Origin of the sequence: Exilibacterium tricleocarpae, from assembly GCF_007004655.1 — a bacterium.
In the GTDB taxonomy this organism is placed as follows: Bacteria; Pseudomonadota; Gammaproteobacteria; order Pseudomonadales; family Cellvibrionaceae; genus Exilibacterium; species Exilibacterium tricleocarpae.
In genome coordinates this window covers 29,945-52,246 of sequence record NZ_ML660109.1, presented here as the reverse complement: position 1 = coordinate 52,246, position 22,302 = coordinate 29,945, and the positions used below count along the sequence as shown (strand labels likewise).

The window sequence follows — 22,302 nt, the reverse complement described above, 5'->3', positions numbered from 1 at the left end:
ATCCCGCCGCACTCAACTTCTGCTACTTGTGTTGTCGCGCCGGCGGTGGCGCGCCGATATGAGTCTGGTTGCGAGCCTGCGCCAGTTCCACCTGGCGTTGTCGCTCACTGAATCGCGCCCGCTGGCGCTCCGTCTGCCGGTCGTGACACTGCGGGCAGGCAACGCCGGGCAGGTATTTATCGCTGCGCTTATCAGCGGCGGTGATGGGGTTGCGGCAGCCGTGACAGAGCGCGAGACTACCCTTTTGCAAATCGTGGTCCACCGAGACGCGATTGTCGAAAACAAAACACTCACCGCGCCACAGGCTTTGCGCCGGCGGCACCTCTTCCAGATATTTCAAAATACCGCCCTGCAAATGGTAGACGTGTTCAAAACCCTGTTGTTTCAGGTAGGCGGTAGACTTTTCACAGCGGATGCCACCGGTGCAGAACATCGCCACTTTTTTGTGCCGATCGCGATCCAGGTGAGCGTCAACATAGGCGGGAAACTCGCGAAAGCTTTTGGTCTTGGGATTCTCGGCCCCGGCAAACGTGCCCACCGCCACCTCGTAGTCGTTGCGGGTATCGATAACCAGCACATCGTCGGCACTGATCAGTCTATTCCAGTCGGCCGGCGCCACATAGGTACCGGCAGCCCGATTGGGGTCTATCCCCTGCACCCCCATGGTTACAATTTCTTTTTTTAACTTTACCTTCATGCGGTGAAACGGCTGGGTCCGGTCGAACGACTCCTTATGATCGATATCCGCCAGGCGCGGGTCGCTGCGCAGATAAGCCACCAGTGCGTCGATGGCGGCGCGCGAGCCCGCGACAGTGCCGTTAATACCCTCGCTGGCAAGCAGCAGGCTGCCCTTGACGGCCAGCGCATTGCAGCGATCGAGCAGGGGTTGCCGCAGCGCGCGGTAATCCGGCAGCGCGACGAACTTATAGAGGGCGGCGACAACAATATCACTCATGGGGTTGACTCAGGTAAACGAAAGCGGGCAATTGTACCCAAGCGATTAATTTATGGACAGCCCTTGCGGGTTTTTCTCAGGTATCAGCTTTACTGCCCCCCAGGCACTGGGGAGACGCCGGAGCCGCCGTCCTGTCCCGCCATTCCTCCGGCGTATAAGTATGCAGCGCCAGGGCGTGAATCGCCTCCTGCATCTCCTCACTCAGTACCGCGTATACCTGCTGGTGGCGCTGAACTTTGCGTTGACCGGCAAAGGCCGCCGCCACCAGCACCACCTTGAAATGGGACTCTGAGCCCGGCGGCACGCTGTGCATATGGCTTTCGTTTATCACTTGCAGATGGCTCGGCTGGAAAAAGTCGCCGAGCTTGGCTTGCACTCGGGCCTGGACTACGCCGGGGCCCCGATCCGGATCGCGCATGGATTCTCCCTCAAGGGTAATATGACCGGCCCCATTATATACGGGTTATCACAGCGGCGGTGCCCATAACTTATTGGCATTAGCTTTGGCGGGTAATTACACCTCTTGCCCCTGCCCACTGCGCCCCCGTGGTCTACACTTTAAAGCTATAAAGACGCATGACAGCAGTAAGTGAGCCAGCAGTACAGTTATGAAAGATGTCAAAGTATTCGTCGATCGCCGCAGGGGGCGCGACAGGCGCGTTGAACTTGATCTCTGCAGGGAAATGCGAGTGGATATGTATCACAGGAAACGCCGCAAATCGAGGGATCGGCGGCACAAATCCCGCACCCTGGCGCAAGATTATTACGCCTATACCCTAGCGGGCGAGGCCGGCGAAGAAACCCACTAAATGCCGCCGGGCCCGCCGCCAAAGCAGTGAAGTGATCGCAACCGGCAGCTTATTTTACCGCCTGCCCGACCCTGACTATCTTCATCGTATTGGTGCCACCGTGAACATTCACGTAGTCGCCTTTGGACAGAATGATCAGGTCGCCGCTTTTGATCACGCCGAGCGCCTGCAGTTCGTTGACCGCCATTTGGTTGATATCCTCGCTGGCAATACCGTCGCTGTCGAACGGCACCGTCTGCACACCGCGAAACAGCGCCACCCGCCGCAGTGTCTGCGGGTGGCGGGAAAACGCAAAAATCGGCAACCGCGAACTGATACGGGACATTAACAACGGGGTCGATCCGGTCTCGGTCAAACAAATAATGGCCTTGACCCCGTCGAGCAGATTGGCGGCGTACATTGCCGACAGGGCGATGCATTCATCAATTTCCGAAAAGCGATCGTGCAGTTTCAGCGGTGAGCTGTGCGCCTGGGGGTGTTGCTCGGCCCCCAGTATCACCCGGGCCATCGCCTCCACCGTCTGCACCGGGTAACTGCCGGCGGCGGTCTCGGCCGACAACATTACGGCATCGGTGCCATCGAGCACGGCGTTGGCCACATCGAACACTTCGGCCCGGGTCGGCATAGGACTGGTGATCATCGATTCCATCATCTGGGTGGCGGTGATCACGCCGCGGTTGAGTTTGCGGGCCCGCTCAATCATATGCTTCTGCACGCTCATCAGCGCGGCGTCGCCGATCTCCACCCCGAGGTCGCCGCGCGCCACCATAACGGCGTCGGCAGCGCGGATGATACTGTCCAGTGTCGCCTCATCGCTGACGGCTTCGGCCCGCTCCACCTTGGCAACGATACGGGCGTGCCCGCCGGCCTGTTGCACCAGCTCGCGTGTCTGTTCGATATCGGCGGCACAGCGCGGGAAGGACACGGCGAGATAATCGACATCGATAGCCACCGCCGTTTTAATGTCTTCCCGGTCTTTGTCGGTCAGGGCGGCCGCCGACAAACCGCCGCCCTGGCGGTTAATACCCTTGTTGTTGGACAGGGTGCCGCCGACTTCAACGCGGCAGTTGATACGCTGGCCGTCGACACTTTCCACCTTGAGAACCAGGCGGCCGTCATCCAGCAGTAAACAATCGCCGGGGGCGGAATCCGCAGGCAGGCATTTGTAATCGATACCCACCTGGGTCTGGTCGCCGGCATTACTGTCCAGGCCCGCATCGAGGGCAAAGGCGGCCCCGGCGACCAGATCGACTTTGCCGGCGGCAAAGCGGGCGATACGGATCTTCGGGCCCTGTAAATCGCCCAGCACCGCCACATAGCGACCGTGCTTGGCACACAGCTTGCGCACCATTTCCGCACGGCGCCGGTGGTCGTCGGCGTGACCGTGGGAGAAGTTCAGCCGCACCACATTGACGCCGGCAAGTATCAACTGCTCCAACACCTGCGGGTCCTCGGTGGCGGGCCCCAGGGTGCTGACAATTTTGGTCCGTCTAAATGTGCTCACCGGTGTTAACTCCTCTCTCGGCTTGCTGGTTGCTCTCGACCTGTTGGTTGCCCGCGGCCTGCCGATGGCATAGTCGCGTCAGGGTTCATGCCGCCTGCATCAGCGCCAGCGTGGTGTCCAACATCCGATTGGAGAAACCCCACTCGTTGTCGTACCAGGACATGACTTTTACCCAGCGCCCCGACACCATGGTCTGGCTGGCATCGAAAGTGGAAGACGCGGGGTTGTGATTAAAGTCAATCGACACCAGCGGTAACGCATTGTAGGCCAATACACCCTTGAAAGCGTCACTGGCGGCTGACTCCTTGACGATCGCGTTGACCTCCGCCACGGACGTTTCGCGACCGGCCAGAAAATGCAGGTCGACCAGGGACACGTTAATCGTGGGCACGCGCACGGCCATGCCTTCAAGCTTACCTTTTAATTCCGGTAACACAAGGCCTATGGCGCGGGCGGCGCCGGTGGCGGTGGGGATCATCGACTGCGTGGCGGAGCGGGCCCGGTAAACATCTTTGTGGTACACGTCACTGAGATTTTGATCGTTGGTATAGGCGTGCACCGTAGTCATCGAGCCCTGTTCAATGCCGAGGGTGTCGTGCAGCGCCTTGGCAATCGGAGCCAGGCAGTTGGTGGTGCAGGAGGCGTTGGAAATCACCGTACTGGCAGCCGTCAGTACCTCCTCGTTTACGCCGTAGACCACGGTGGCGTCCACATCGCTGCCCGGCGCCGAGATAATCACTTTTTTAGCGCCGGCCTGCAGGTGCGCGGCGGCCTTGTCGCGATGGGTGAACAAACCGGTACACTCATAGACCACGTCCACATCCAGCGCTGCCCAGGGCAGCGCTGCAGGATTGCGTTCGGCGAGGGTTTCAATGCGATCGGCGCCGATTACGAGCGCGCCGTTGTCGGCCGCCACAGCCAGCGGAAAGCGTCCGTGGACGCTGTCAAACTGCGTCAGATGGGCATTGAGTTCCGGGCTGCCCAAATCATTGATGGCGACAACTTCAATGCGATCGCGATAGTCGGACTCATAGAGCGCCCTTAGCACGTTGCGTCCGATGCGCCCGTACCCGTTAATAGCTACTTTGATTGTCATGCTGCACTACCTTCCATTCGTTGTTTAGTCGTCAGTTGTCGGAAGCTGTTACCTAGTGCTTCGACCAATAAAGATTTTTACCTAAAACAGGTTCCGGTGCTCTTAGCTAGTGCGGACTCGATCCGGGTAGAGCCCTCAGTGCCACCGAAGTGAAAATCTTTATTGGTCGAAGCACTAGGAATCAAAACGCCTCCCGTGTTGCTTCTCTCTGCGAGCAGGCTATTGCGCCAACTGCGACGCCGCTTGGGCACGGCTTTTTATTTCTTGCCAGTTTTCCTGTTGCACCAACTCCGGTGCCGCCATCCAGGAGCCGCCCACGCAGGCGACATTGGGCAGCGCCAGATACTGTTCGGCATTGGCCAGGTTGATGCCGCCGGTGGGGCAGAACGTCAACTGCGCCAGCGGACCGTAGATCGATTTCAGCATGGGGATACCACCGGCCGCCTGCGCCGGAAAAAACTTCAAACGGGAAAAGCCTTTTTCCAGCAGCACCATGGCCTCGCTGGGGGAGCTGACACCGGGCAGGAAATTGACCCCGCGCTCAACCGCCGCATCGATCAGGCGTGTGGTCGCGCCGGGGCTGACGATAAACGCCGCGCCGGCGTCACTGGCCTTATCCATATCGGCTGGTGTAATAACGGTGCCGGCGCCGACCACCGCCTCGGGCAGTGCCGCGCGAATCTGTTCGATGGCCGCCAGTGCCGCCGGGGTTCGCAGGGTAATCTCCAATACCGGCAGACCGCCCTCGACCAATGCCCGCGCCAGGGGTACCGCGTGATCCGGATTGTCGATCACCATCACCGGAATCACCGGTGCCATTGCCATAATTTGCTGTATGTTCTGGTTCAAATTCAGTTACCTTCTGCTGATTTTGATTCTGGTTCAGGTCGGGATGGGCCGACCTGAGCGATTAACTGCGCGCGCCGGCGTCCTTCGGGTCCGCGTCTGCCGGGTCCGGATTCACCCAGTGATGGCCATAGCGTTCGAGCAGAGCATCGGCCTGCTCGGGGCCCCAGCTTCCCGCCTGATAAGGGTGGGGCGTGTTGCGGGGGTGGTGCCAGGCCGCCAAAATAGGGTCGAGCCAACCCCAGGCTTCCTCCACTTCATGCCGGTGTGCAAACAGGCTCTGGTCGCCGGCGATTACATCCAGTAACAACCTTTTGTAGGCATCGCTGGAAAACCCTTCATAGGTGTTGGCAAAATCCAGGTTGAGCGTTACCGGTTTCAGGTGCGGCTCATAGCGATGCAGTTCTTTCGCCATCAGCTGCAGTTGAATACCCTCGTCCGGCTGCAGGCGAATGATCATGCGGTTGGGCTGCAATTGGCCCGCGGCGCGGCCATAAGCCAGATGGGTTACCGGCTTGAACTGAATCACAATTTCCGCAAACCGCTCCTGCAGGCGTTTGCCGGTGCGCAGATAAAAAGGCACGCCGGCCCAGCGCCAGTTATCGATATGGGCGCGAATCGCCGCGTAGGTCTCGGTCTTGCTCTCGGCACTCAGCTCGGTGAGATAACCCGGCACCGGCGCGCCGTTGACCTCCCCCTCCCCGTATTGGCCGCGCACTGTGAGGCGGTGAATATCATCGCCGGTTATCGGCCGCAGCGCCTTCAGCACCTTGAGCTTTTCCGCGCGAATATTCTCCGCATCGAGTTTGTGCGGCGGCTCCATCGCCACCAGGCACAACAGTTGTAACAGGTGGTTCTGCACCATGTCGCGCAGGGCTCCGGCGCGGTCGTAAAATTCGACCCGGTCCTCCAGGCCGACGGTTTCCGCCAGCGTGATCTGCACCTGATCGATGGACTTGCCGTCCCACAGCGTCTCGAACAATAAATTGGTGAACCGCAACGCCAGCAGGTTTTGCACGGTTGCTTTACCGAGGTAGTGGTCGATGCGGTAAATATGATGTTCGTCAAAGTGCTGCGCCACCTGGTCATTGATGGCCTGCGCCGATTCCAGGTCGTAACCGATGGGTTTTTCCAGCACGATGCGCGACTGCGGTGAAATCAGCGACTTCTCCGCCAGGCAGGCGCAGGTCTGGCCGTAGAGCGATGGCGGGATGGCCAGGTAAAAGACGGCTGTGCTCTGGGGACTGGCCTGCAACTGGTCGGCGAAACTGTCCCACTGCTCATTGACGGCGGCGATATCGAGGGACACCGGGTGCAGGCGGTCTTTGAATACCTGCCAGCGCTTTTCGCACAACTCTCCATCGTTCAAATAGTGTTCGAGCCCCTGGCGCACCTTGGCCTGGAATGCGGCTACCGCCTGGGATTTGCGGGCGATGGCGAAGATACGGGTAGCGGCAGCCAGCTTGCCCTCCAGCTCGCTCCGATACAGAGCCGGCATCAGCTTGCGTATGGAAAGGTCGCCGGTACCGCCGAAAATAACGATATCCAGGCCGGGAAGATCAGGCTCTTTGGTCATGGGTTATCTCGCTTGCCGTCAATTTCAGTGCGGGCTCTGTCACCAGGCTTTATCTCTGTGTATCGGGTTTATGTAGTAGCCACCTGTAAATAAACTACAAAATGTCAAAATACTCTCCCGTAATGCTGATTTAATAGTCCTGCTGGATAAATGTACATCCCGATCTCTGTAGTTGGCGATAAAGCTGCACAGCAGGCAGGTATTTTATTATTTGTAGTACTAATTCAAGCGCTTATCAAGGACATCGGAGACCGGAGACAACACCGGGATGACGATCTATGCGAGGGGATTGTACTCTTTTTTGTAGTTAAATTACAGGCAGATTCTTTAAATCCCTAACAAATCCACACTTTCTTAGTTCGGCGGTACAATGCGGGGCAGACTGTAAGTAAAGAAGTGCCACTCAATCGGCCAGCCTCCTCCGGGCGAGGCTTTTAGAAACACGGGCTTAGTGAGGTGGGGTTAAGGTGGGTTTCGGGATTGGGGTTGAGGGACTGTGCGCGGCAGGGATGCCGCGCCCAAGCCCACAGGGAGGTGTTGACGGCGTGTCCCTCAACCCCAATCCCGAAACCCGCCGCCACGGGCCAGCCAGAGAAAGCGCCACCACAAACCGGCTAACTAAAAAACGGCGCTATCCGGCAGAATCCGTCAACACACTCTGCACCGCCCGCTGCCATCCTTTATACAGCTTCTGCTGTTGCTCGAGCGGCATCTCCGCGGTGTACACCTGCTGCGCTCGCCAATACTCGCCGAGACTATCCAGCGATTCGATCCACCCCGCCGCCAAACCGGCCAAATAAGCGGCGCCGAGCGCGGTGGTCTCCGTGTCGGCGGGCACCTGCACGGAGACCCGGGTAATATTGGCCAGAAACTGGTTGAACCAGTGATTGGCGGCCATACCGCCGTCTATTCTCAGGGTCGATAAATCGATACCGTCCTTTTTAATGGTCGTAAGCAGGTCCTGGGTCTGGTAACCCACGGCGTGCAGGCCGGCAGCGACGATATCCTCGATACTGGTGCCGCGGTGCAACCCCAGAATGGCGCCCCGCGCATCGGCATCCCAATAGGGTGCGCCGAGCCCGGCAAAGGCCGGTACAAAATAGATGCCATTGTCTTCAGGTATCTTTGCCGCAATGGCTTCGGTCTGCGCGGCACTGACGATAAAATTCACATTGTCGCGCAGCCATTGGATCAATGAGCCGGCAATAAAAATACTGCCTTCGAGCCCATAGGTGACCTCGCCGCCGATACGGTAGGCGACCGTGCTGAGCAGTTTATGCTGGCTGGCGACAGCCGCCTTGCCGGTGTTGGCAACCAGGAAACAGCCGGTGCCGAAGGTGCACTTGGCCATGCCGGTCTGGGTGCACGCCTGCCCCACCAGCGCCGACTGTTGATCGCCGATAACCGCGGTAATGGGCGCGGAAAAACCGCAGACGGCGGCACTGGTTTTGCCGAAGTCCGCCACCGTGTCCCTGACCTCCGGCAATACCGCAGCCGGAACCTGGAGGAGTTGCAGTAACTCTTCGTCCCAACACTGTTCGTGGATATTGAACAACAGGGTACGCGAGGCATTGGTGGCATCGGTGGCGTGGGTCTGGCCGGCGGTGAGTTGCCACAGCAGATAACTGTCGACGGTACCGAACGCCAGCTCCCCGCGCTCCGCCCGCGCCCGGGCACCCGGGGTATTGTCCAGTATCCAGGCGATCTTGGTGGCGGAGAAATAGGGGTCCAGTAACAGCCCGGTTTTTGCCGTTACCCGGGCTTCCACATTGCGCGCCCGCAACGCCTGGCAGTGCGCCTGGGTGCGGCGGTCCTGCCACACAATCGCCGGCCCGATCGCCGTACCCGTGGCTCGGTCCCAGACAATCGTGGTTTCACGCTGATTCGTGATGCCGACACTGTGGATAGTCGCGCCGGCGCCGGCCTGCGCCACTGCCTGGCGGCACACCGCGGTGGTAGTGGCCAGGATAGCGGCGGGGTCCTGCTCTACCCAACCGTCCTGCGGGCAGTTGACGGCTATCTCCTGTTGTGCCACGCCAACGGACTGAAAAGATCGATCGTAGACAATCGCCCGGGTACTGGAGGTTCCCTGGTCGATAACCAAGATATACTCGCTCATAGTGTGCATGACCTTTTATTGTGATAGTTCTGTGGTACCCGGCCTCATCCTTTGGCAATCGTGCTTTCTACTGCCGTCTTCTCAGTAAAAGCCTCTCGAGCGGACCTTTAGCGACAGCCCCGACAGTGGCCCCGGCAATATGTGCAGTCGGGCCTGCCGTTGCGCGGGTGGAGGCCGCGCTGAAAGCGCGAAATCGTATTGATGGTGAATACTCGGGCCGACCGCGCCCGGCTATTTTACCAGAGGTTTGTTGGCGGCGTGATCGGCACCGCCGTGTTCCACGGCGGCGGCGTCGAGGGCGGCCAGGGTCATTTTCACACTCAGGTCTTCCACCGCCTGTAATTGCACCGCACCGTCGATCACAAACTGCAAACCGGCACTTGTCATGCTATTACACATATTGACCACGATAATGGCGATCTCGAGGGGGAGGTCGTACAAGTGCCTGACCTGCTTGACCAGGTACCGGTTGGTCAACTGCCGGTCGGCATCGTAAACCTGGCGCACCAGGTCCAGTACCGCCGGTTCGCTCATCAGCCGGTGCTCCAACGAACCTTTTTCCTGAATCCGCAACAGCCGCGCGCGGGTGGTAAGCCGTACCATCTCCTCAAAGTCCTTGGCGGTTTCGGCAATACCGATATTGACGTCGCGAATGGCGTCGAACTCACGCTGCAACAGCGCCGCCAGCAACTCATTGCGGTTGGAAAAATAGTTATATACCAGGGCTTTGCTGATATTGGCATCGCGCCCGAGGCGCTCCATGGACACTGCGGAGACACCCTCTTCGATAACCACTTTGGCCGCGGCGTCCAGAATCAGCCCACGGCGCTTCTCCGGCGCCAGTCGCGTGCGTTTTTTAGCGCCCGTTTTGACAGGTGTATCTACCGTCATCGCTTTGTTCACCCTCGCCCGTTATCCCGCCCTTTATTGACGGATGGCAAAATATAGTGCAAAGATCGAGGCGCTGGCAACTGCTAATTATAATTTTGGGGTTGAATTATCAGTTAGATACCGATTGACCTCACTCTCCCGCCACAAAAGGGGGTATTCAGGGGACAGTTCACATAACTTATTCAGCTCTGGTAAAAATAATAACAAAGTCAAGTTAACTGGGAGATTAAGCTTTCAATTGAGCAAGACCCATTGGATTGTTCCCGGCATGCGGGGCAGAATCGTGTCGGGATACTACAGGGAAAGTCAAAGAATAGCGGCGATTTATGGATCGCTCACTTCGCTACCGGCACCGGCACCGGCATCACCATAACCCCAGAAACCGATAATGCGGGTTTGCGGTCGATGATCGGCCGCCAGCTCAGCCAGCCGCCAGCGCTCAAACTCCCGCGCACGCAGGTCGGGCGGCGCGCGCCATTGGCGCCGGTGCAGGTAGTGCCAGATATATTCGCGCAGGAAACCGCCCCTGCGTATCTGTGAGAGGGTGTCGAGATAGGCGGCATCACCGAACTCCCCTGACAGCAGGTTATCGCCGCCGGTCGCCGGGCTGCCAAGTTCCGCCCAGCGTTCGATCAGCGTCATACGCGCCGAAAACTCGCAGTCAAACGAATGATTGCGCGCCGGATTCTCGCCACCTTCTTCAAGCTGGCAGACGCTGCGACTCAGGCTGTAGGCGACCCAGCTCTGTAACACCGGGTCTTGATTCCCATAGACATAACTGGGCAGATAAAAGGTATCGCCATCGGTCAGGCCGCCGCGCACATAGATATGTCCATCACAGGCGACCAGTAGGGTGAGAATGAGGATCGAGACCGTTGCACGCATTCGCCGGCCCTTGACTTACGGTTAATCGACACACGAATACTACTCCAGGGGCAACCGCTGGAGCCAGAAATAACCGATGGTTCTGTGACGCCATCCCCATCCAGACCCGCCAAAGTGCGCGGGACAAGGAATAAAAGCTGCGACGTTGCCGCTTTTATTTTGCTCTATTCGCATAACAACCATTGGGTTTAATCGCTAATGGCACTAGCTCCGACTAGCGCCATTAGCGCCGGTGTGCCGGACTCACCGGCAAACGCCACCGCCGGAGTTTGGCCCTGGTGCTATCGAAGACCGCCCGACCAAAAACCGGATTGCCGAGATTACGAATTGCCGCTGCGCTTTTCGATATCACTCAGGACGGTAGTCCAAACCAAATCACTCATTACATTCACCGTTGTACTACCCATATCAATCAGGCGATAGATACCCGCAACGATACCCGCAACCTCCACCGGTAAATTAAACGCCTCCACAAAGATCAAGGCAATAACCAGCCCACCACCGGGAATACCGCCAGAACCCTCCGATAACAACAGTCCGATTAAAACAATCGTAATCTGTTCCGTTAAGGTAAACTCCACACCTGCGGCCTGGGCAGTAAACAACAGTACGGCCGCCAGCATAATAGAGGTGCCGTCTTTGTTAAGCTGGGCCCCCAGAGGCAAAGTAAAGCTGAAAACACTGCGGGGTATCTTTAGGTATTTTTCGGCAATATCCATGGCTACGACTAAACTTGCCAGACTGCTGCAAGTGGCTGCAGTTGTAGCGTACAAAGACGATGTTTTTTTAAGCCAACGCAAGGGGTTGCGCCGGGAAATTGTCAATAATATAACGCTGTAAAACAAGACCATTAAAGCCTGTGCAAACCAGACTGATCCGATAAACTTTGCCAACGGACCAAAAATTTTCTCGCCATGCTCACCTATAGTCACGGCGGCTAAGGCACCTACCCCGATCGGCCCGAATTTCAGGATAACATCAACCAGCTTTCTAAAAAGCTGAGCTGCAACACTTATACCGTCTTCAATTTTTGCGCGGGGTTCACTTGGCAACAACAGAGTTGCGATACCGATAAATAGTGAAAAGACGACAACTTGCGCTACATTTCCCTCGGCAAAAGCCCGAAATACATTAGCGGGAAATAAATCCAATACAATCTGGCCAACTGCCGGAACCTCGCCAAAGCCTCCATCAACACTTTGTGTCAATTGCATACCCACGCCGGGCTTGAACCAGTGCGTAATCAACAGCCCCAACGCGAGTGCCATGGTTGTGGTGCAGAGGTAATAGCCCACAGTGCGCACACCAAATCGACTCAGTACGCCGATATTTTTCAAACTGGTAATACCGGCGGCAAGATTAAAGAAAACCAGCGGGATAGCAGCCATTAGCAACAGACGGATAAACAGATCGCCAATGGGGCGCACTGCGGTTGCCCTTTCTCCCAGCAGTAGACCGATAACCCCGCCGATTATCATACCAACCAGAATCTTAACGCCGAGAGAACTCTCATTGTAGAGACGCACAATGTCGAAGTATCGAAGAGGAGAGCGGCCTGCAGGCTTATCAGATTGCGAAGTCATAGTACTCCATTATGCTATTGCAGTTTTAACACAGGACAATACCTGCTCGATATCGGAAACGTTGTTGTAGGCGTGTACAGCAAAGCGCAACTGTCCACGCCTGACAGTATGAATAACATCGTCTTCAGCTAACCGTGCCGATATCTGCGTAATATGGGGGTCGGTTGAAAAGCCATGGCCGCCCGCATCCAGCGCACCCACGGTAATAATATGCGATTGCCGTGCGCCCTGACGGGGAACGGCCGGGCTGAGATCAAGCGAACTCAACCCGTCATGTAACAGGGCTGCCAGCTCCAACACCCGCTTCTCTATGACTTTCTTACCTAATCCCAATAGCAATTCAAGCGATTTATCGGCAGCATAAGCACCGGCGAGATTGTAACTGCCCAGCTCAAAACGGCGGCTATCCGGCTGCAAAACATAGTCAAAACCGCCCATGCTGGAATGGTCTTCAGTGTCCATACTCACCGCCGGCCGTGATAAATAGGCTGGCTCCAGGCGTTCTATCCATCGCGACGAGACATATAGAAAACCAAAACCATATAAGCCCAACAGGCCTTTTGACGTCGACGTCGCAAAACCATCTATATTTTCGTCCACCAGTTCATGCGCTAAAATACCCGCCGATTGGACACCATCCACCAGCAAAAACACATCGCGCTTGCGACATGCTTCGCCAAGCCTGGCGATATCAGTTCTGTGACCAGGCGCAAATGTCACTGAGGCGCAACTGACAATACGGGTCCGCTTGTCGATCGCCGCGATCATGGCGGTGACATCAATTTCCCCGGTGGGTTTTGCTGGAACAATGCGTACTTCAACACCTCTTTTCCCCACCCGTAACCAGGGATACACATTGTTAGGGTGCTCAGCTTCAGCGGTCACGACCACATTGTCTCCCTCTGCCATCGGCACTGCCCAGGCCACGGAATTGATACCATCGGAGACGTTTTTAACAGCGGCAACCGTCGCGGCGTCAACACCCATCAACCGGGCGAATCTCGCCCTGGCGCTACAAACTTTTTCTTCATGATCAACGCGATTGGCGGAAGCCATCGCCAGTTTATCCAGAAAAACATCAATATTCTCGCGCACGGCATCGTGCAAAATCATCTTGTCACAAATAGAGAGATACACTTTTTCTTTCAGTGCGGGAAAACCTGAACGAAAAAAATCGAAATCGGGCTGGCTCATTTTTTCACTGACCTATTCATGGCATCCATTGGGTTTTAGGGAGCTGAAACTCCTATATTTATCTATACGGAAGCTGATTTGCGCCGATAGGTTAACCACTTGAAAACCGCCCCTGTCAGCGACGCCGTTTTTTTAGCGTCAAGTTTTCTTTATCCGAATAAACAGGCACTCGGTAGAAATCAGCTTAAGAACACAATCAGTCCTTATAAATTTTTGTTACGAACTTGCCATCCTGGCGAACGAAACCCCGATACATGCCCCGACCGGAATACCGCATAACAACCTTGCCCTCTTTATCGACGGCGATGACACCAACGCCTCCCCCCAGGTCAATAACGCGTTGCATTGACTCGCGCACGGCGTCATCTGCCGAGTAGGCTTTAAAGGCCATTAAATCAGACATCAGTTTAGTACTTACCGTACGAATAACGTACTCGCCAAGCCCGGTGGACGAAGCAGCAAGCGTGCCATTGTGAGCATAGGTTCCAGCGCCGATAATAGGGCTGTCGCCAATACGGCCGGGGAGCTTACCCTCACGACCTCCAGTCGATGTCGCCGCCGCCAGGTTGCCGTGCCTGTCCAGTGCTACGGCACCGACCGTACCCCATTGCCCGACATCGGCAGGCCTACCCGACAGGCTCGCCTGGCGCGGCTTGCGGCCGTATTTTGTCCCCTGCTGCAAGCGCCGTTGCAGAGAATCCCATTTTCGTTCAGTCCAGAAGTAGTGCGGCGCCACCATCTCCAAACCGGCACTGCGTGCATAGTCTCTCGCCCCTTCGCCGGCCATCATGACATGCGGGGTGTCCTCCATAATCTTGCGGGCCAGCGTTATCGGATTCTTTACATTCTGGACAACACCCACGGCGCCGGCATCAGATGTGCGACCATCCATAATGGCTGCATCCAGCTGATGCACGCCATCGCGGTTAAAGCTGGAGCCTTTCCCGGCATTAAAAAGGGGAGAGTCTTCCAGCACAATCACCGCCGCTTCCACAGCCGAAATACCGTCACCACCAGCCGCGAGAATGTCATAGCCGGCCTGCAGGGACGCTTTCAACGCCGCACGGTGGGCGGCTTCAAGCTCCGCTGTCATTTGGTCACGCTTGCGAACGCCACCGCCACCGTGAATGACTATGACAAAGTCATTTGACAGAGATTTTTGCTTTCTATTCTCATCCGCATAAGTCAAACCGCTGCAAGCCAATACCATCGACAGCAGGCCCAGTGAGGTTACACTTTTCAATATCGACCGATTGCCAACAAGACTGCAGGCAAAAAGGCTTTTTACAAAAGCCACAGGCAAAAAAGCCTTCTCAACAATACGCCAACTTATCACTACTCTCTCCTCTCTACTTTAATTGGGGTAAATCAATCGCTGGAAAATTTTTATGCAGTTTATCAGCCTGTGCAAGAATGCGCTGAAAGCGATGGGAATCGCGCAATGCTCTGGTTAGAAGGTCATCGGCAAAATAGGGATAATTGAAGTTTCCGGCCGCTACAGCCCTGTCAAAATGCTCTAATGCACCATCAACCTCTCCAGCGGCTGCCGCCAGGTGCACCATTCGGTAACGCCGTTCACCATCGGCAATATTTGCCGTGTCAAGCGCGAGGGCGTTGGCAACGTCTTTTACACCTTTTTTATCTTTTGCGGCGAGCCGTTCATAACCCGCGGCAAACTGCCCCCACAGCGATCCTTTTTCTTTGACGACAGCTTGCTTAAAATACGTCCGGGCCCGAACCGGTTCATCGAGATAGAGCAGGGAAAGTCCGGCATAGAAGAAAGTTTTACCTCTAACAGTTATGTCGTGTTGTTTGGACAGAGCAGCAATCTCTTCAAATAACCTCAACGATTCCTTGTGTTGGCCTTGATAGATGTAGGCCTTCGCCAGTTGTTCACGCACACGAATGCGGTTTTTTGGCGAATTATCTAAGCGCTCGGAGCGGCGATAGGCTTGGATGGAAATATCGAGGTAACCGGCATAGCGTGCTATATACGCGAGCCGTGCATAAAGCACAGGGCTGTCAGGCGATATTTTCAGGGCTCGTTTCACAACGTCGGCAGCCTCAATAGTGTTCCCCAAACGCATAAGCACAGATGCGAGACCATTGGCCGCCTGTATATTTGCCGGCTCGAGCTTAAGGGCTTTGCGGTAGGCACTTTGTGCCTCGCGGTAATAGCGGGCTCCCGCACCCGCATCACCCTGGCGTTGCAGCACCTTACCTTGTTTAAGCCAGGACTCACTCGTCTTATCGGCGGCATACAGGGCATGACCACCACCGGCACTTAACGCAACGACAGCCAGTAAAAAGGCAACTTTAAGACAATTCGAATATTCCATTGAGATCAGGCTTGCCCCGCTTTTAAAACCACTTTCCTTAAGACGATTATCAGGACAGCTTTATCCAAAACGGCGCCGGGCATACCAGTTGACTGTTAAAGTGATGAGGCCGGGTCTGGTGGTCAAGCAGGCAATCGTTAGCAATCCCGGCCTGTCCCATATGGCTAACCTGATGCCAGCGCCGGGCAAAAGACGGACGGGCCAGCCCGGGAATGCTACCGCCGGATTGCCGGTAGCGGTAGAGTAGAATTGTAAGCGGTGGTAAACGTCACTAAAGGCGGCGACAGATGCGGGTGCCGATTTTTACCTATTCCCTTTTATGTCAATAGACTAGGTGACTTTGCCCGATTCGGACCCGCCGCGGGCGGGCCGGATCATCTCCCCTTCCAAGCCGCCACCCCGCCGGCGGGGATAAGGGCTTCGCCGAGCACATACTCCCGCGACGCCAGCGTCACCGGGTGGGCATTGTAGTTAAACGCGAACTGCACCTCGCCGCGGCGGCGCAGCCGCACCCCCGGCGGTACCTCCTCCACCGCCAGACCCGCTTCGACGGCAATGGCCTGCATGACTTTGCGCAACAACGCCGCCTCCGGCCAAGTGGCCAGATAGTGAATACCCGGGTGGGTAGCTGTTGTGTGTTTGAACCAGACGCCCCGACCCGCGGCTGTGGACATCAGTGCCGGCAGCGCCGTCTCCACCCACTCGAGCCAGTAATGGGCCCGGTAATCGGCACCGTCCAGCGTCAGGATTTCAGCGTGATCAGGACGCAGGCTCTCCACCCGCGCAATACGCAACGGTATCAGCGTTTGCAGCGCGCCGGGCGGCAGTTGGCCCGGAATCTGGAACGACTCGGTCTTGCTGCCGGTACGCATACCCAACAGTATCGGCACCGTCAGTCCGGCCAGTTCGGCGACAAAGCGATCGTCGGCATGGGGCAGGCAGGGCACCACCACCATCCGATACTCTTGCAATGACGCCTGCGGCGATACGATATCCACATCCAACCCCAGTTCCCGCAAGGCGGTGTAGCAGGCATAGGTCCAGTGGTAACAGGACAACGCTTCACCCTGCGGTTGAATCTCGACGATCCACTCCGCTTCATAACTGTAGACCAGGGCCACGCTGCTGCGCCGGTCGGCACCGGTGTCGAGCGCGGCGATCTCGGTCGCCACCTGTGCGGCTTCGAAGGCGGCCACGTCCGGTTCGCCATTGGGCAGATGTAAACCGGCGTGCATCTGTTCCTGGGCAAAGGGCGCCTGGCGCCAGCGAAAATAAGACACCACCTCGGCGCCGTGGGCAAAGGCCTCCCAGGTCCAGGTTCTGACCATCCCCGGCAAGGGCGCGGGATTGTTGGGAGCCCAGTTGACCGGCCCCGGCTGCTGCTCCATCACCCACCAGCGCCCGTTACAGCAGCCGCGATACAGATCGTGATGAAACCCGGCAAAGTCAGGGTGACCCTGGCGCATAAACGCCAGCTTCTCCGCAGCGGCGAACCTGCCCTGTTCGAGAAATCCGAGCGGGTAACTGTCCCAACTGGCGATATCCAGATCGCGGCCTACCTTGTGGTGATCGAAGCCGGTGGAATAGCCCATGAAGTTGTGCACGATATCGACATCGGGGTGGTAGCGGCGAATGATATCCGCCTGCAGGCGGTTGTAACTGGCCACCTGATCCGAGGCGAAACGGCGATAGTCAAGGCGATGCGAGGGATTGCTTTCAGTCACGGTGCCGCTGGGCGCCTCGACGGCTTCAAAACTTGAGTATTCCATGCTCCAGAAAACATTGCCCCAGGCCCGGTTAAGCGTCTCGACATTGCCGTACTTCTCCTCCAGCCACAACCGGAACGCCCGCAACGCCTCGTCCGAATAGCTGACCGTGGTGTTGTGGCAGCCAAATTCGTTGTCCGTCTGCCAGGCGACAATGGCCGGGTTACCCCCGTAGCGTTGCGCCATGGCGGTAACAATGCGCGCGGTTTCGGCGCGATAAGTGCGGCTGGAAAAACAGTAGTGACGGCGCGAACCAAAGCCCCGGCGGCGACCGTCCGCACCCACCGCCACAATATCCGGCGACTCGTCGAGCAACCATTTCGGCGGCGTCGCGGTGGGGGTTCCCAGTACGACTTGTAACTGGTGTGCCGCCAGCACCGCGATGGCCCGATCCAGCCACTCCCAGCTAAACCGGTCGCGCTGCGGCTCCAGCCGGCTCCAGGCAAATTCGCCGATGCGCACATAGGCAATTCCCATATCGACCATCTGCGCGGCCTGGGTTTCCCACTCACTTTCGGGCCAGTGCTCCGGGTAGTAACAAACACCGAGTTTCACAATCAGACTTACCTCTCGTTATTTAGCTATCATTGTTTAACTGTCGAGATCTATTTATCAAGGTACACCTGCCAATAAAAATTAACCTCTCGATAAAAACTGTTCGGCCTTTATAAAGACACTGACTGGGTCCTGGCCGTAGCGGCAATCGCCTTATGCGACTGCCATTAGGCCCTGACCGGAATAACCGCCTTGTCAGGCATCGACCGCACGAATATCCAACAACAATGTGGTCTGGGCCCGTATCACCGGCAACTGGATACCCGCGCAGCGCAACAAAATTCCGGCGCACTGAATGTCTGCACCCTCGCTCAGCAGCATTGAGGTCTTGGTATCGGCCGCCGCCACGACTTCGGGATTGATCAGCCGCAGGCGATACTCGACCTCGTCGGCCAGTCCATAGAGCCTGACGGGGTCGGCCAACACCTGCAGGTCGGTTTCGAGGCGACTGACGCTCAACAGCGCCCACTCGCGGCCCGGGGAGACCAGCGTAAAAGCGCACAGGTTTTCGCTCCCGGTATCGAGGTAATGCTTCCGGCCGCTGGCAATCAGGCTGCGGTAGGATTTGTAGAGCGCAAAGTAACGCTTGATCACCTCCTCCTCGCCGGCGGGCAGGCGATCGATATCGGCCTCGATACCCATATGCCCCACCAGCGCCGTGGCGCAGCGATAATCCACCGAGGTCATGCGCCCGGTGGTGTGCGCGAGCTGTTCGCCGATATGAGCGCCCATCACCTCGGGCGGAAAAAACAGCGAATAACCGTACTGAATCAATTGACGCTCCTGCGGATCGACGCAGTCCGACAACCAGATACGATCACAGTAGCGCATAATCCCGAAATCGATACGGCCGCCACCGGAGCTGCAATTCTCGATCTCGAGCCCGGGGCAGGCATTTCGAATCCGGGCCAGCAACTCATACAGCGCGCGGGTCTGGCGGTGCACCGAGGGCGTGCCTGCGCGACCGGCCGGATGGGTCAGATCGCGGTTCATATCCCATTTGAGGTAACGAATCGAGTGGGTCTTTACCAGCTTCACCAGGCGCTCATAGAGAAAATCCGATACCGCCGGGTTGGCGATATCCAGCACATATTGATACCGCCCGAGCGGCTGCTGCCGCCCCGCCACCCCCAACACCCAATCCGGATGCCGGCGAAACAGTTCGCTGTTTTCACTGACCATCTCCGGTTCGACCCAGAGACCGAATTCGAGACCGTTTTTCGCCAATATCCCGCCCAACTCCTCGAACCCGTTGGGGAATTTCTTCGGACACACTTCCCAGTCCCCGAGCCCGGCATGTTCGTCATTGCGTTCGGGAAACCAACCGTCATCGAGCACAAACCGCTCCACGCCAAGTGCTGCCGCCCGTTCGATCAACCGGGTGAGCTTCGGCATAGAGTGGTAAAAATAAATTGCCTCCCAGGTGTTGTAGTGCACCGGGCGGGGTTTTTCGTAAATCCGGCGCGGCAGGAGGTTGATGCGGGCGTAATCGTGAAAGCGGGCCGCGACGCCGTTCAAACCCGCCCCCGACCAGGCGGCGTAGAGCGTGGGCGAGGTGTAACTCTCACCCTGGGCCAGGGTTATTTCACCGGGCAACAGCAGTTCTCCCATTTGTACCTGGCGCCGCCCGTCGCGAGTCAGTTCGCACAGGATGCGGTGGTTGCCGCTCCAACCGAGGTGAAACCCGCAGACTTCGCCCTGTCCCCGGGTCACCCGCTCGGCGCCCACCATCAGGCCGGGAAAGCTCGCGTGGGAGGTGCGACCGGCGCGGCTCTCCTGGCTCCAGATACCGTTTTCCAGCGTCTGCCAGCGCGACTGAAATTCTTTGCACCAGCGCCCGGTAAAGGTCAGGCACTGGCGGTAAGCCGCCGGCAGGGCCAGCGCGCCGGCCGCCAGCCAGTTCACCTGCACGGGCGTTTCACTCTCGTTGGTCACCCGGCACTGGCTGGTCAAGACACCGCTGGCTCGATCCAGCACCAGTTCCACCACCAGTGTCAGCGCTGCGGCCGTGTCGGCATAGACAAAGCGCAACCCCTGCTCGATGGCCAGTTGCTCACGCAACTGAAACTGGGTGACGAAATCGCGCCCGTGGCGATGTACCTCGATACCAGGGGTGCCCAAAAACCCGCCACCCGCTTCGGGCACCCAAGTGAGCGGTTCGACGATATCCAGCATGGCATTGAGCGCCGGGCGCTGTTTGAGATCGGCCAGGGCATCCACTGCTACCGGGGCACCCAACGGCTCGCCCCAATACAACAAGGTGGGCCCGGCACCGCTGTCAATATCGGCCTGAACCACCACCTCACTGAACGAACTGGTCAACCGGCTAATCAATATTTTGCCCTCGCACTTTTTATTCATTCGGCCGCAGGAACGGTTCGTTCGATTCAGGCTCAGCCCAGACCGAATACCTAAATGACACTCGCTTCAGGCGCCTACATATTGATGGCGGTAGTGATACTTAAACCTATGAGTGCCAATCGACCGGTCTGCCTCTGGGTGGGGCTTTCAGAAACACATCGTGAACCCATCCATGGGGACTTCACGACAGCATCCCTGCTGTCGAGAGTTTCTGAAAGCCCCACCCAGAGGCAGACCTACCCTCGGTATTCTTAATCAGGATCGATAGAACCAGAATAGGGGTTGATAATTTGGTGCCAATCCCCTTCCCTTCAAGGACCACCACCACCAAAAGTCGGCGCTCGAAGCAAATACTATTCACACCATAGACCCAAATTCAGGACTCAAACCCCAGACCCAGGTACCAGCCACCACAATCCTCAGAACAAAAGATTATCATCGATATTGTCTTATTAATACTATAAATAATCGCAAAATATAGAAAACTTCACTATCATTACGGCCACCGATAAAACCGTGAGTTTTAAAGGCCGGCGATAACGATATTCACGAAACCGCGATAGTAAACTCAAGGTTGTAAAACCAAGATAGTAAAACCAAAGCAATAAAACCAAAATAGCAAAACCGGAACAGTAGAACCAAAACAACAGCCCTACAACAAGAGCCTTTCCAATGACCGATCCGCAACCGACCATCGACGTGGAAGATTTCGGCCACACACCGCAAGGCATAGCGACAAAACTCTACACGCTGACCAACCGCAACGGCCTGCAGGCAAAAATTGCCGACTACGGCGCCACCCTGGTGCAACTGCGGGTCCCCGATCGCGCCGGCGCGCTGGCCGATGTGGTACTGGGTTACGGCAAACTCGCCGACTACCTGGCTCAGTCGCCTTATTTCGGCAGTATTGTCGGGCGTTACTGCAACCGCATCGCCGCCGGCAAATTCAGTCTCGGGGATCAAACTTATACCCTCGCCACCAATTCCGGCGCGCCGGCGGCGCCCTGCCACCTGCACGGCGGCGACAGCGGCTTCGATAAAAAGGTCTGGCGCGCCGAAACCCTGCCGGACCCCGCCGGGCCGGGTCTGCGCCTGCGCTACCTCAGCCCGGACGGCGAGGAGGGCTACCCGGGTAACCTCGATGTGACAGTGACCTATCGACTGACCAACCAAAACTCGTTGCGCATTGAATTCCGCGCCACTACCGACAAGGCGACGGTGGTGAACCTCACCAATCATGCCTATTTCAACCTGCGCGGCGAGGGCAACGGCGATATCCTCGAACACCGCCTGCTGCTCAATGCCGACAGCTACCTGCCGGTGGATGCCGGTATTATCCCCACCGGCGAACTGCGTCCGGTGCGGGGCACGCCCTTCGACTTTAGCGCGCTGACCGCCGTCGGTGCCCGTATCGACGCCGACGATCCGCAACTCGCCCGCGGCAGCGGCTACGATCACAACTGGGTGCTCAACAAACCGGCGGCGGCCGATCCCTACGCCCTCGCTGCCAAAGTGGTGGAACCGCAGTCCGGCCGCACGCTGGAAGTCTGGACCAGCGAACCCGGCATCCAGTTTTATAGCGGCAATTTTCTCGATCGCTCTATGGTTGGCAAAAGCGGCAACCCCTACGGGCCCCGGGCAGCGCTGTGCCTGGAAACCCAGCACTACCCGGACGCGCCCAACCAGCCCCACTTTCCAACCACGACACTGTTGCCAGGAGAAATTTTTGAATCGGTAACCAGTTACCATTTCGGCGTGGAGTAGTGCCGAAACGGCACGGCTTGGATTTGGAGTATTTTGCGAAACGATGTTTCGCTGTTTTC

17 protein-coding genes are annotated in these 22,302 nt (G+C 57.3%); 2 read left to right on the top strand and 15 right to left on the bottom strand.

Going from position 1 to position 22,302, the window contains the following annotated elements; all coding sequences use genetic code 11:
• Positions 1-22: 22 nt before the first annotated feature.
• Both trhO and FKG94_RS24830 read right to left on the bottom strand, forming a co-directional pair.
• Entirely contained in the window at positions 23-955 is a 933-nt protein-coding gene (gene trhO, locus FKG94_RS24835) for an oxygen-dependent tRNA uridine(34) hydroxylase TrhO (protein ID WP_142929656.1), read from the bottom strand.
• 76 nt (positions 956-1,031) lie between these two features.
• Entirely contained in the window at positions 1,032-1,373 is a 342-nt protein-coding gene (locus FKG94_RS24830; RefSeq protein WP_142929655.1) for a BolA family protein, read from the bottom strand.
• 190 nt (positions 1,374-1,563) lie between these two features.
• Here FKG94_RS24830 and FKG94_RS24825 point away from each other — a divergent pair, with 190 nt between their 5' ends.
• The gene (locus FKG94_RS24825; protein ID WP_142929654.1) at positions 1,564-1,764 is read left to right on the top strand and encodes a hypothetical protein; all 201 of its coding nucleotides are present in this window, start codon (positions 1,564-1,566) and stop codon (positions 1,762-1,764) included.
• A gap of 49 nt (positions 1,765-1,813) precedes the next feature.
• Here the strand turns inward: FKG94_RS24825 and pyk are convergent, their stop codons facing one another.
• From pyk to FKG94_RS24760, 13 genes are all read right to left on the bottom strand, one after another.
• Complete coding sequence (gene pyk, locus FKG94_RS24820) at positions 1,814-3,268, bottom strand: pyruvate kinase (protein WP_142929653.1); 1,455 nt, start codon at positions 3,266-3,268, stop codon at positions 1,814-1,816.
• An 85-nt stretch (positions 3,269-3,353) separates the two neighbouring features.
• Positions 3,354-4,364: a type I glyceraldehyde-3-phosphate dehydrogenase gene (gene gap / locus FKG94_RS24815; protein ID WP_142929652.1), complete on the bottom strand. Its 1,011-nt coding sequence runs from the start codon at positions 4,362-4,364 to the stop codon at positions 3,354-3,356.
• Positions 4,365-4,583: 219 nt separating this feature from the next.
• Positions 4,584-5,213 (bottom strand): bifunctional 4-hydroxy-2-oxoglutarate aldolase/2-dehydro-3-deoxy-phosphogluconate aldolase, encoded by a 630-nt coding sequence (locus FKG94_RS24810; RefSeq protein ID WP_142929651.1) that lies wholly within the window; start codon positions 5,211-5,213, stop codon positions 4,584-4,586.
• A 61-nt stretch (positions 5,214-5,274) separates the two neighbouring features.
• Complete coding sequence (zwf, locus tag FKG94_RS24805; protein ID WP_142929650.1) at positions 5,275-6,786, bottom strand: glucose-6-phosphate dehydrogenase; 1,512 nt, start codon at positions 6,784-6,786, stop codon at positions 5,275-5,277.
• A 631-nt stretch (positions 6,787-7,417) separates the two neighbouring features.
• The gene (gene glpK, locus FKG94_RS24800; RefSeq protein ID WP_142929649.1) at positions 7,418-8,905 is read right to left on the bottom strand and encodes a glycerol kinase GlpK; all 1,488 of its coding nucleotides are present in this window, start codon (positions 8,903-8,905) and stop codon (positions 7,418-7,420) included.
• Between the two features lie 231 nt (positions 8,906-9,136).
• Positions 9,137-9,796 (bottom strand): TetR/AcrR family transcriptional regulator, encoded by a 660-nt coding sequence (locus tag FKG94_RS24795; RefSeq protein ID WP_142929648.1) that lies wholly within the window; start codon positions 9,794-9,796, stop codon positions 9,137-9,139.
• A gap of 324 nt (positions 9,797-10,120) precedes the next feature.
• Positions 10,121-10,681, bottom strand: coding sequence for a hypothetical protein (locus tag FKG94_RS24790; protein WP_142929647.1), 561 nt, complete (start codon positions 10,679-10,681; stop codon positions 10,121-10,123).
• A 320-nt stretch (positions 10,682-11,001) separates the two neighbouring features.
• On the bottom strand, positions 11,002-12,264 hold the full coding sequence (locus FKG94_RS24785; RefSeq protein ID WP_142929646.1) for a dicarboxylate/amino acid:cation symporter: 1,263 nt from the start codon (positions 12,262-12,264) through the stop codon (positions 11,002-11,004).
• Positions 12,265-12,273: 9 nt separating this feature from the next.
• Positions 12,274-13,458: an aminotransferase class V-fold PLP-dependent enzyme gene (locus FKG94_RS24780; RefSeq protein WP_142929645.1), complete on the bottom strand. Its 1,185-nt coding sequence runs from the start codon at positions 13,456-13,458 to the stop codon at positions 12,274-12,276.
• Between the two features lie 196 nt (positions 13,459-13,654).
• Positions 13,655-14,701, bottom strand: a complete 1,047-nt coding sequence (locus FKG94_RS24775) for an isoaspartyl peptidase/L-asparaginase family protein (protein WP_218943637.1) — start codon at positions 14,699-14,701, stop codon at positions 13,655-13,657.
• 106 nt (positions 14,702-14,807) lie between these two features.
• Positions 14,808-15,797: a tetratricopeptide repeat protein gene (locus FKG94_RS24770; RefSeq protein ID WP_142929644.1), complete on the bottom strand. Its 990-nt coding sequence runs from the start codon at positions 15,795-15,797 to the stop codon at positions 14,808-14,810.
• A 374-nt stretch (positions 15,798-16,171) separates the two neighbouring features.
• Positions 16,172-18,118: a beta-galactosidase gene (locus FKG94_RS24765; protein ID WP_142929643.1), complete on the bottom strand. Its 1,947-nt coding sequence runs from the start codon at positions 18,116-18,118 to the stop codon at positions 16,172-16,174.
• A 195-nt stretch (positions 18,119-18,313) separates the two neighbouring features.
• Entirely contained in the window at positions 18,314-20,479 is a 2,166-nt protein-coding gene (locus FKG94_RS24760) for an alpha-galactosidase (RefSeq protein WP_142929642.1), read from the bottom strand.
• A 672-nt stretch (positions 20,480-21,151) separates the two neighbouring features.
• Between FKG94_RS24760 and FKG94_RS24755 the strand changes: the two genes are divergently transcribed.
• A complete protein-coding gene (locus FKG94_RS24755; protein WP_142929641.1) occupies positions 21,152-22,243 on the top strand; it encodes an aldose epimerase family protein in 1,092 nt (363 codons plus the stop codon).
• The last annotated feature ends 59 nt before the right edge of the window (positions 22,244-22,302 follow it).

Excerpts from the sequence above, each read along its gene's own strand:
- gap (WP_142929652.1), bottom strand. The coding sequence starts at position 4,364 with ATGACAATCAAAGTAGCTATTAACGGGTACGGGCGCATCGGACGCAAC.
- FKG94_RS24760 (WP_142929642.1), bottom strand. The coding sequence starts at position 20,479 with ATGAATAAAAAGTGCGAGGGCAAAATATTGATTAGCCGGTTGACCAGT.
- FKG94_RS24780 (WP_142929645.1), bottom strand. The coding sequence starts at position 13,458 with ATGAGCCAGCCCGATTTCGATTTTTTTCGTTCAGGTTTTCCCGCACTG.
- FKG94_RS24825 (WP_142929654.1), top strand. The coding sequence starts at position 1,564 with ATGAAAGATGTCAAAGTATTCGTCGATCGCCGCAGGGGGCGCGACAGG.
- trhO (WP_142929656.1), bottom strand. The coding sequence starts at position 955 with ATGAGTGATATTGTTGTCGCCGCCCTCTATAAGTTCGTCGCGCTGCCG.
- FKG94_RS24790 (WP_142929647.1), bottom strand. The coding sequence starts at position 10,681 with ATGCGTGCAACGGTCTCGATCCTCATTCTCACCCTACTGGTCGCCTGT.
- glpK (WP_142929649.1), bottom strand. The coding sequence starts at position 8,905 with ATGAGCGAGTATATCTTGGTTATCGACCAGGGAACCTCCAGTACCCGG.
- FKG94_RS24770 (WP_142929644.1), bottom strand. The coding sequence starts at position 15,797 with ATGGAATATTCGAATTGTCTTAAAGTTGCCTTTTTACTGGCTGTCGTT.
- FKG94_RS24785 (WP_142929646.1), bottom strand. The coding sequence starts at position 12,264 with ATGACTTCGCAATCTGATAAGCCTGCAGGCCGCTCTCCTCTTCGATAC.
- FKG94_RS24795 (WP_142929648.1), bottom strand. The coding sequence starts at position 9,796 with ATGACGGTAGATACACCTGTCAAAACGGGCGCTAAAAAACGCACGCGA.
- FKG94_RS24755 (WP_142929641.1), top strand. The coding sequence starts at position 21,152 with ATGACCGATCCGCAACCGACCATCGACGTGGAAGATTTCGGCCACACA.
- FKG94_RS24830 (WP_142929655.1), bottom strand. The coding sequence starts at position 1,373 with ATGCGCGATCCGGATCGGGGCCCCGGCGTAGTCCAGGCCCGAGTGCAA.
- zwf (WP_142929650.1), bottom strand. The coding sequence starts at position 6,786 with ATGACCAAAGAGCCTGATCTTCCCGGCCTGGATATCGTTATTTTCGGC.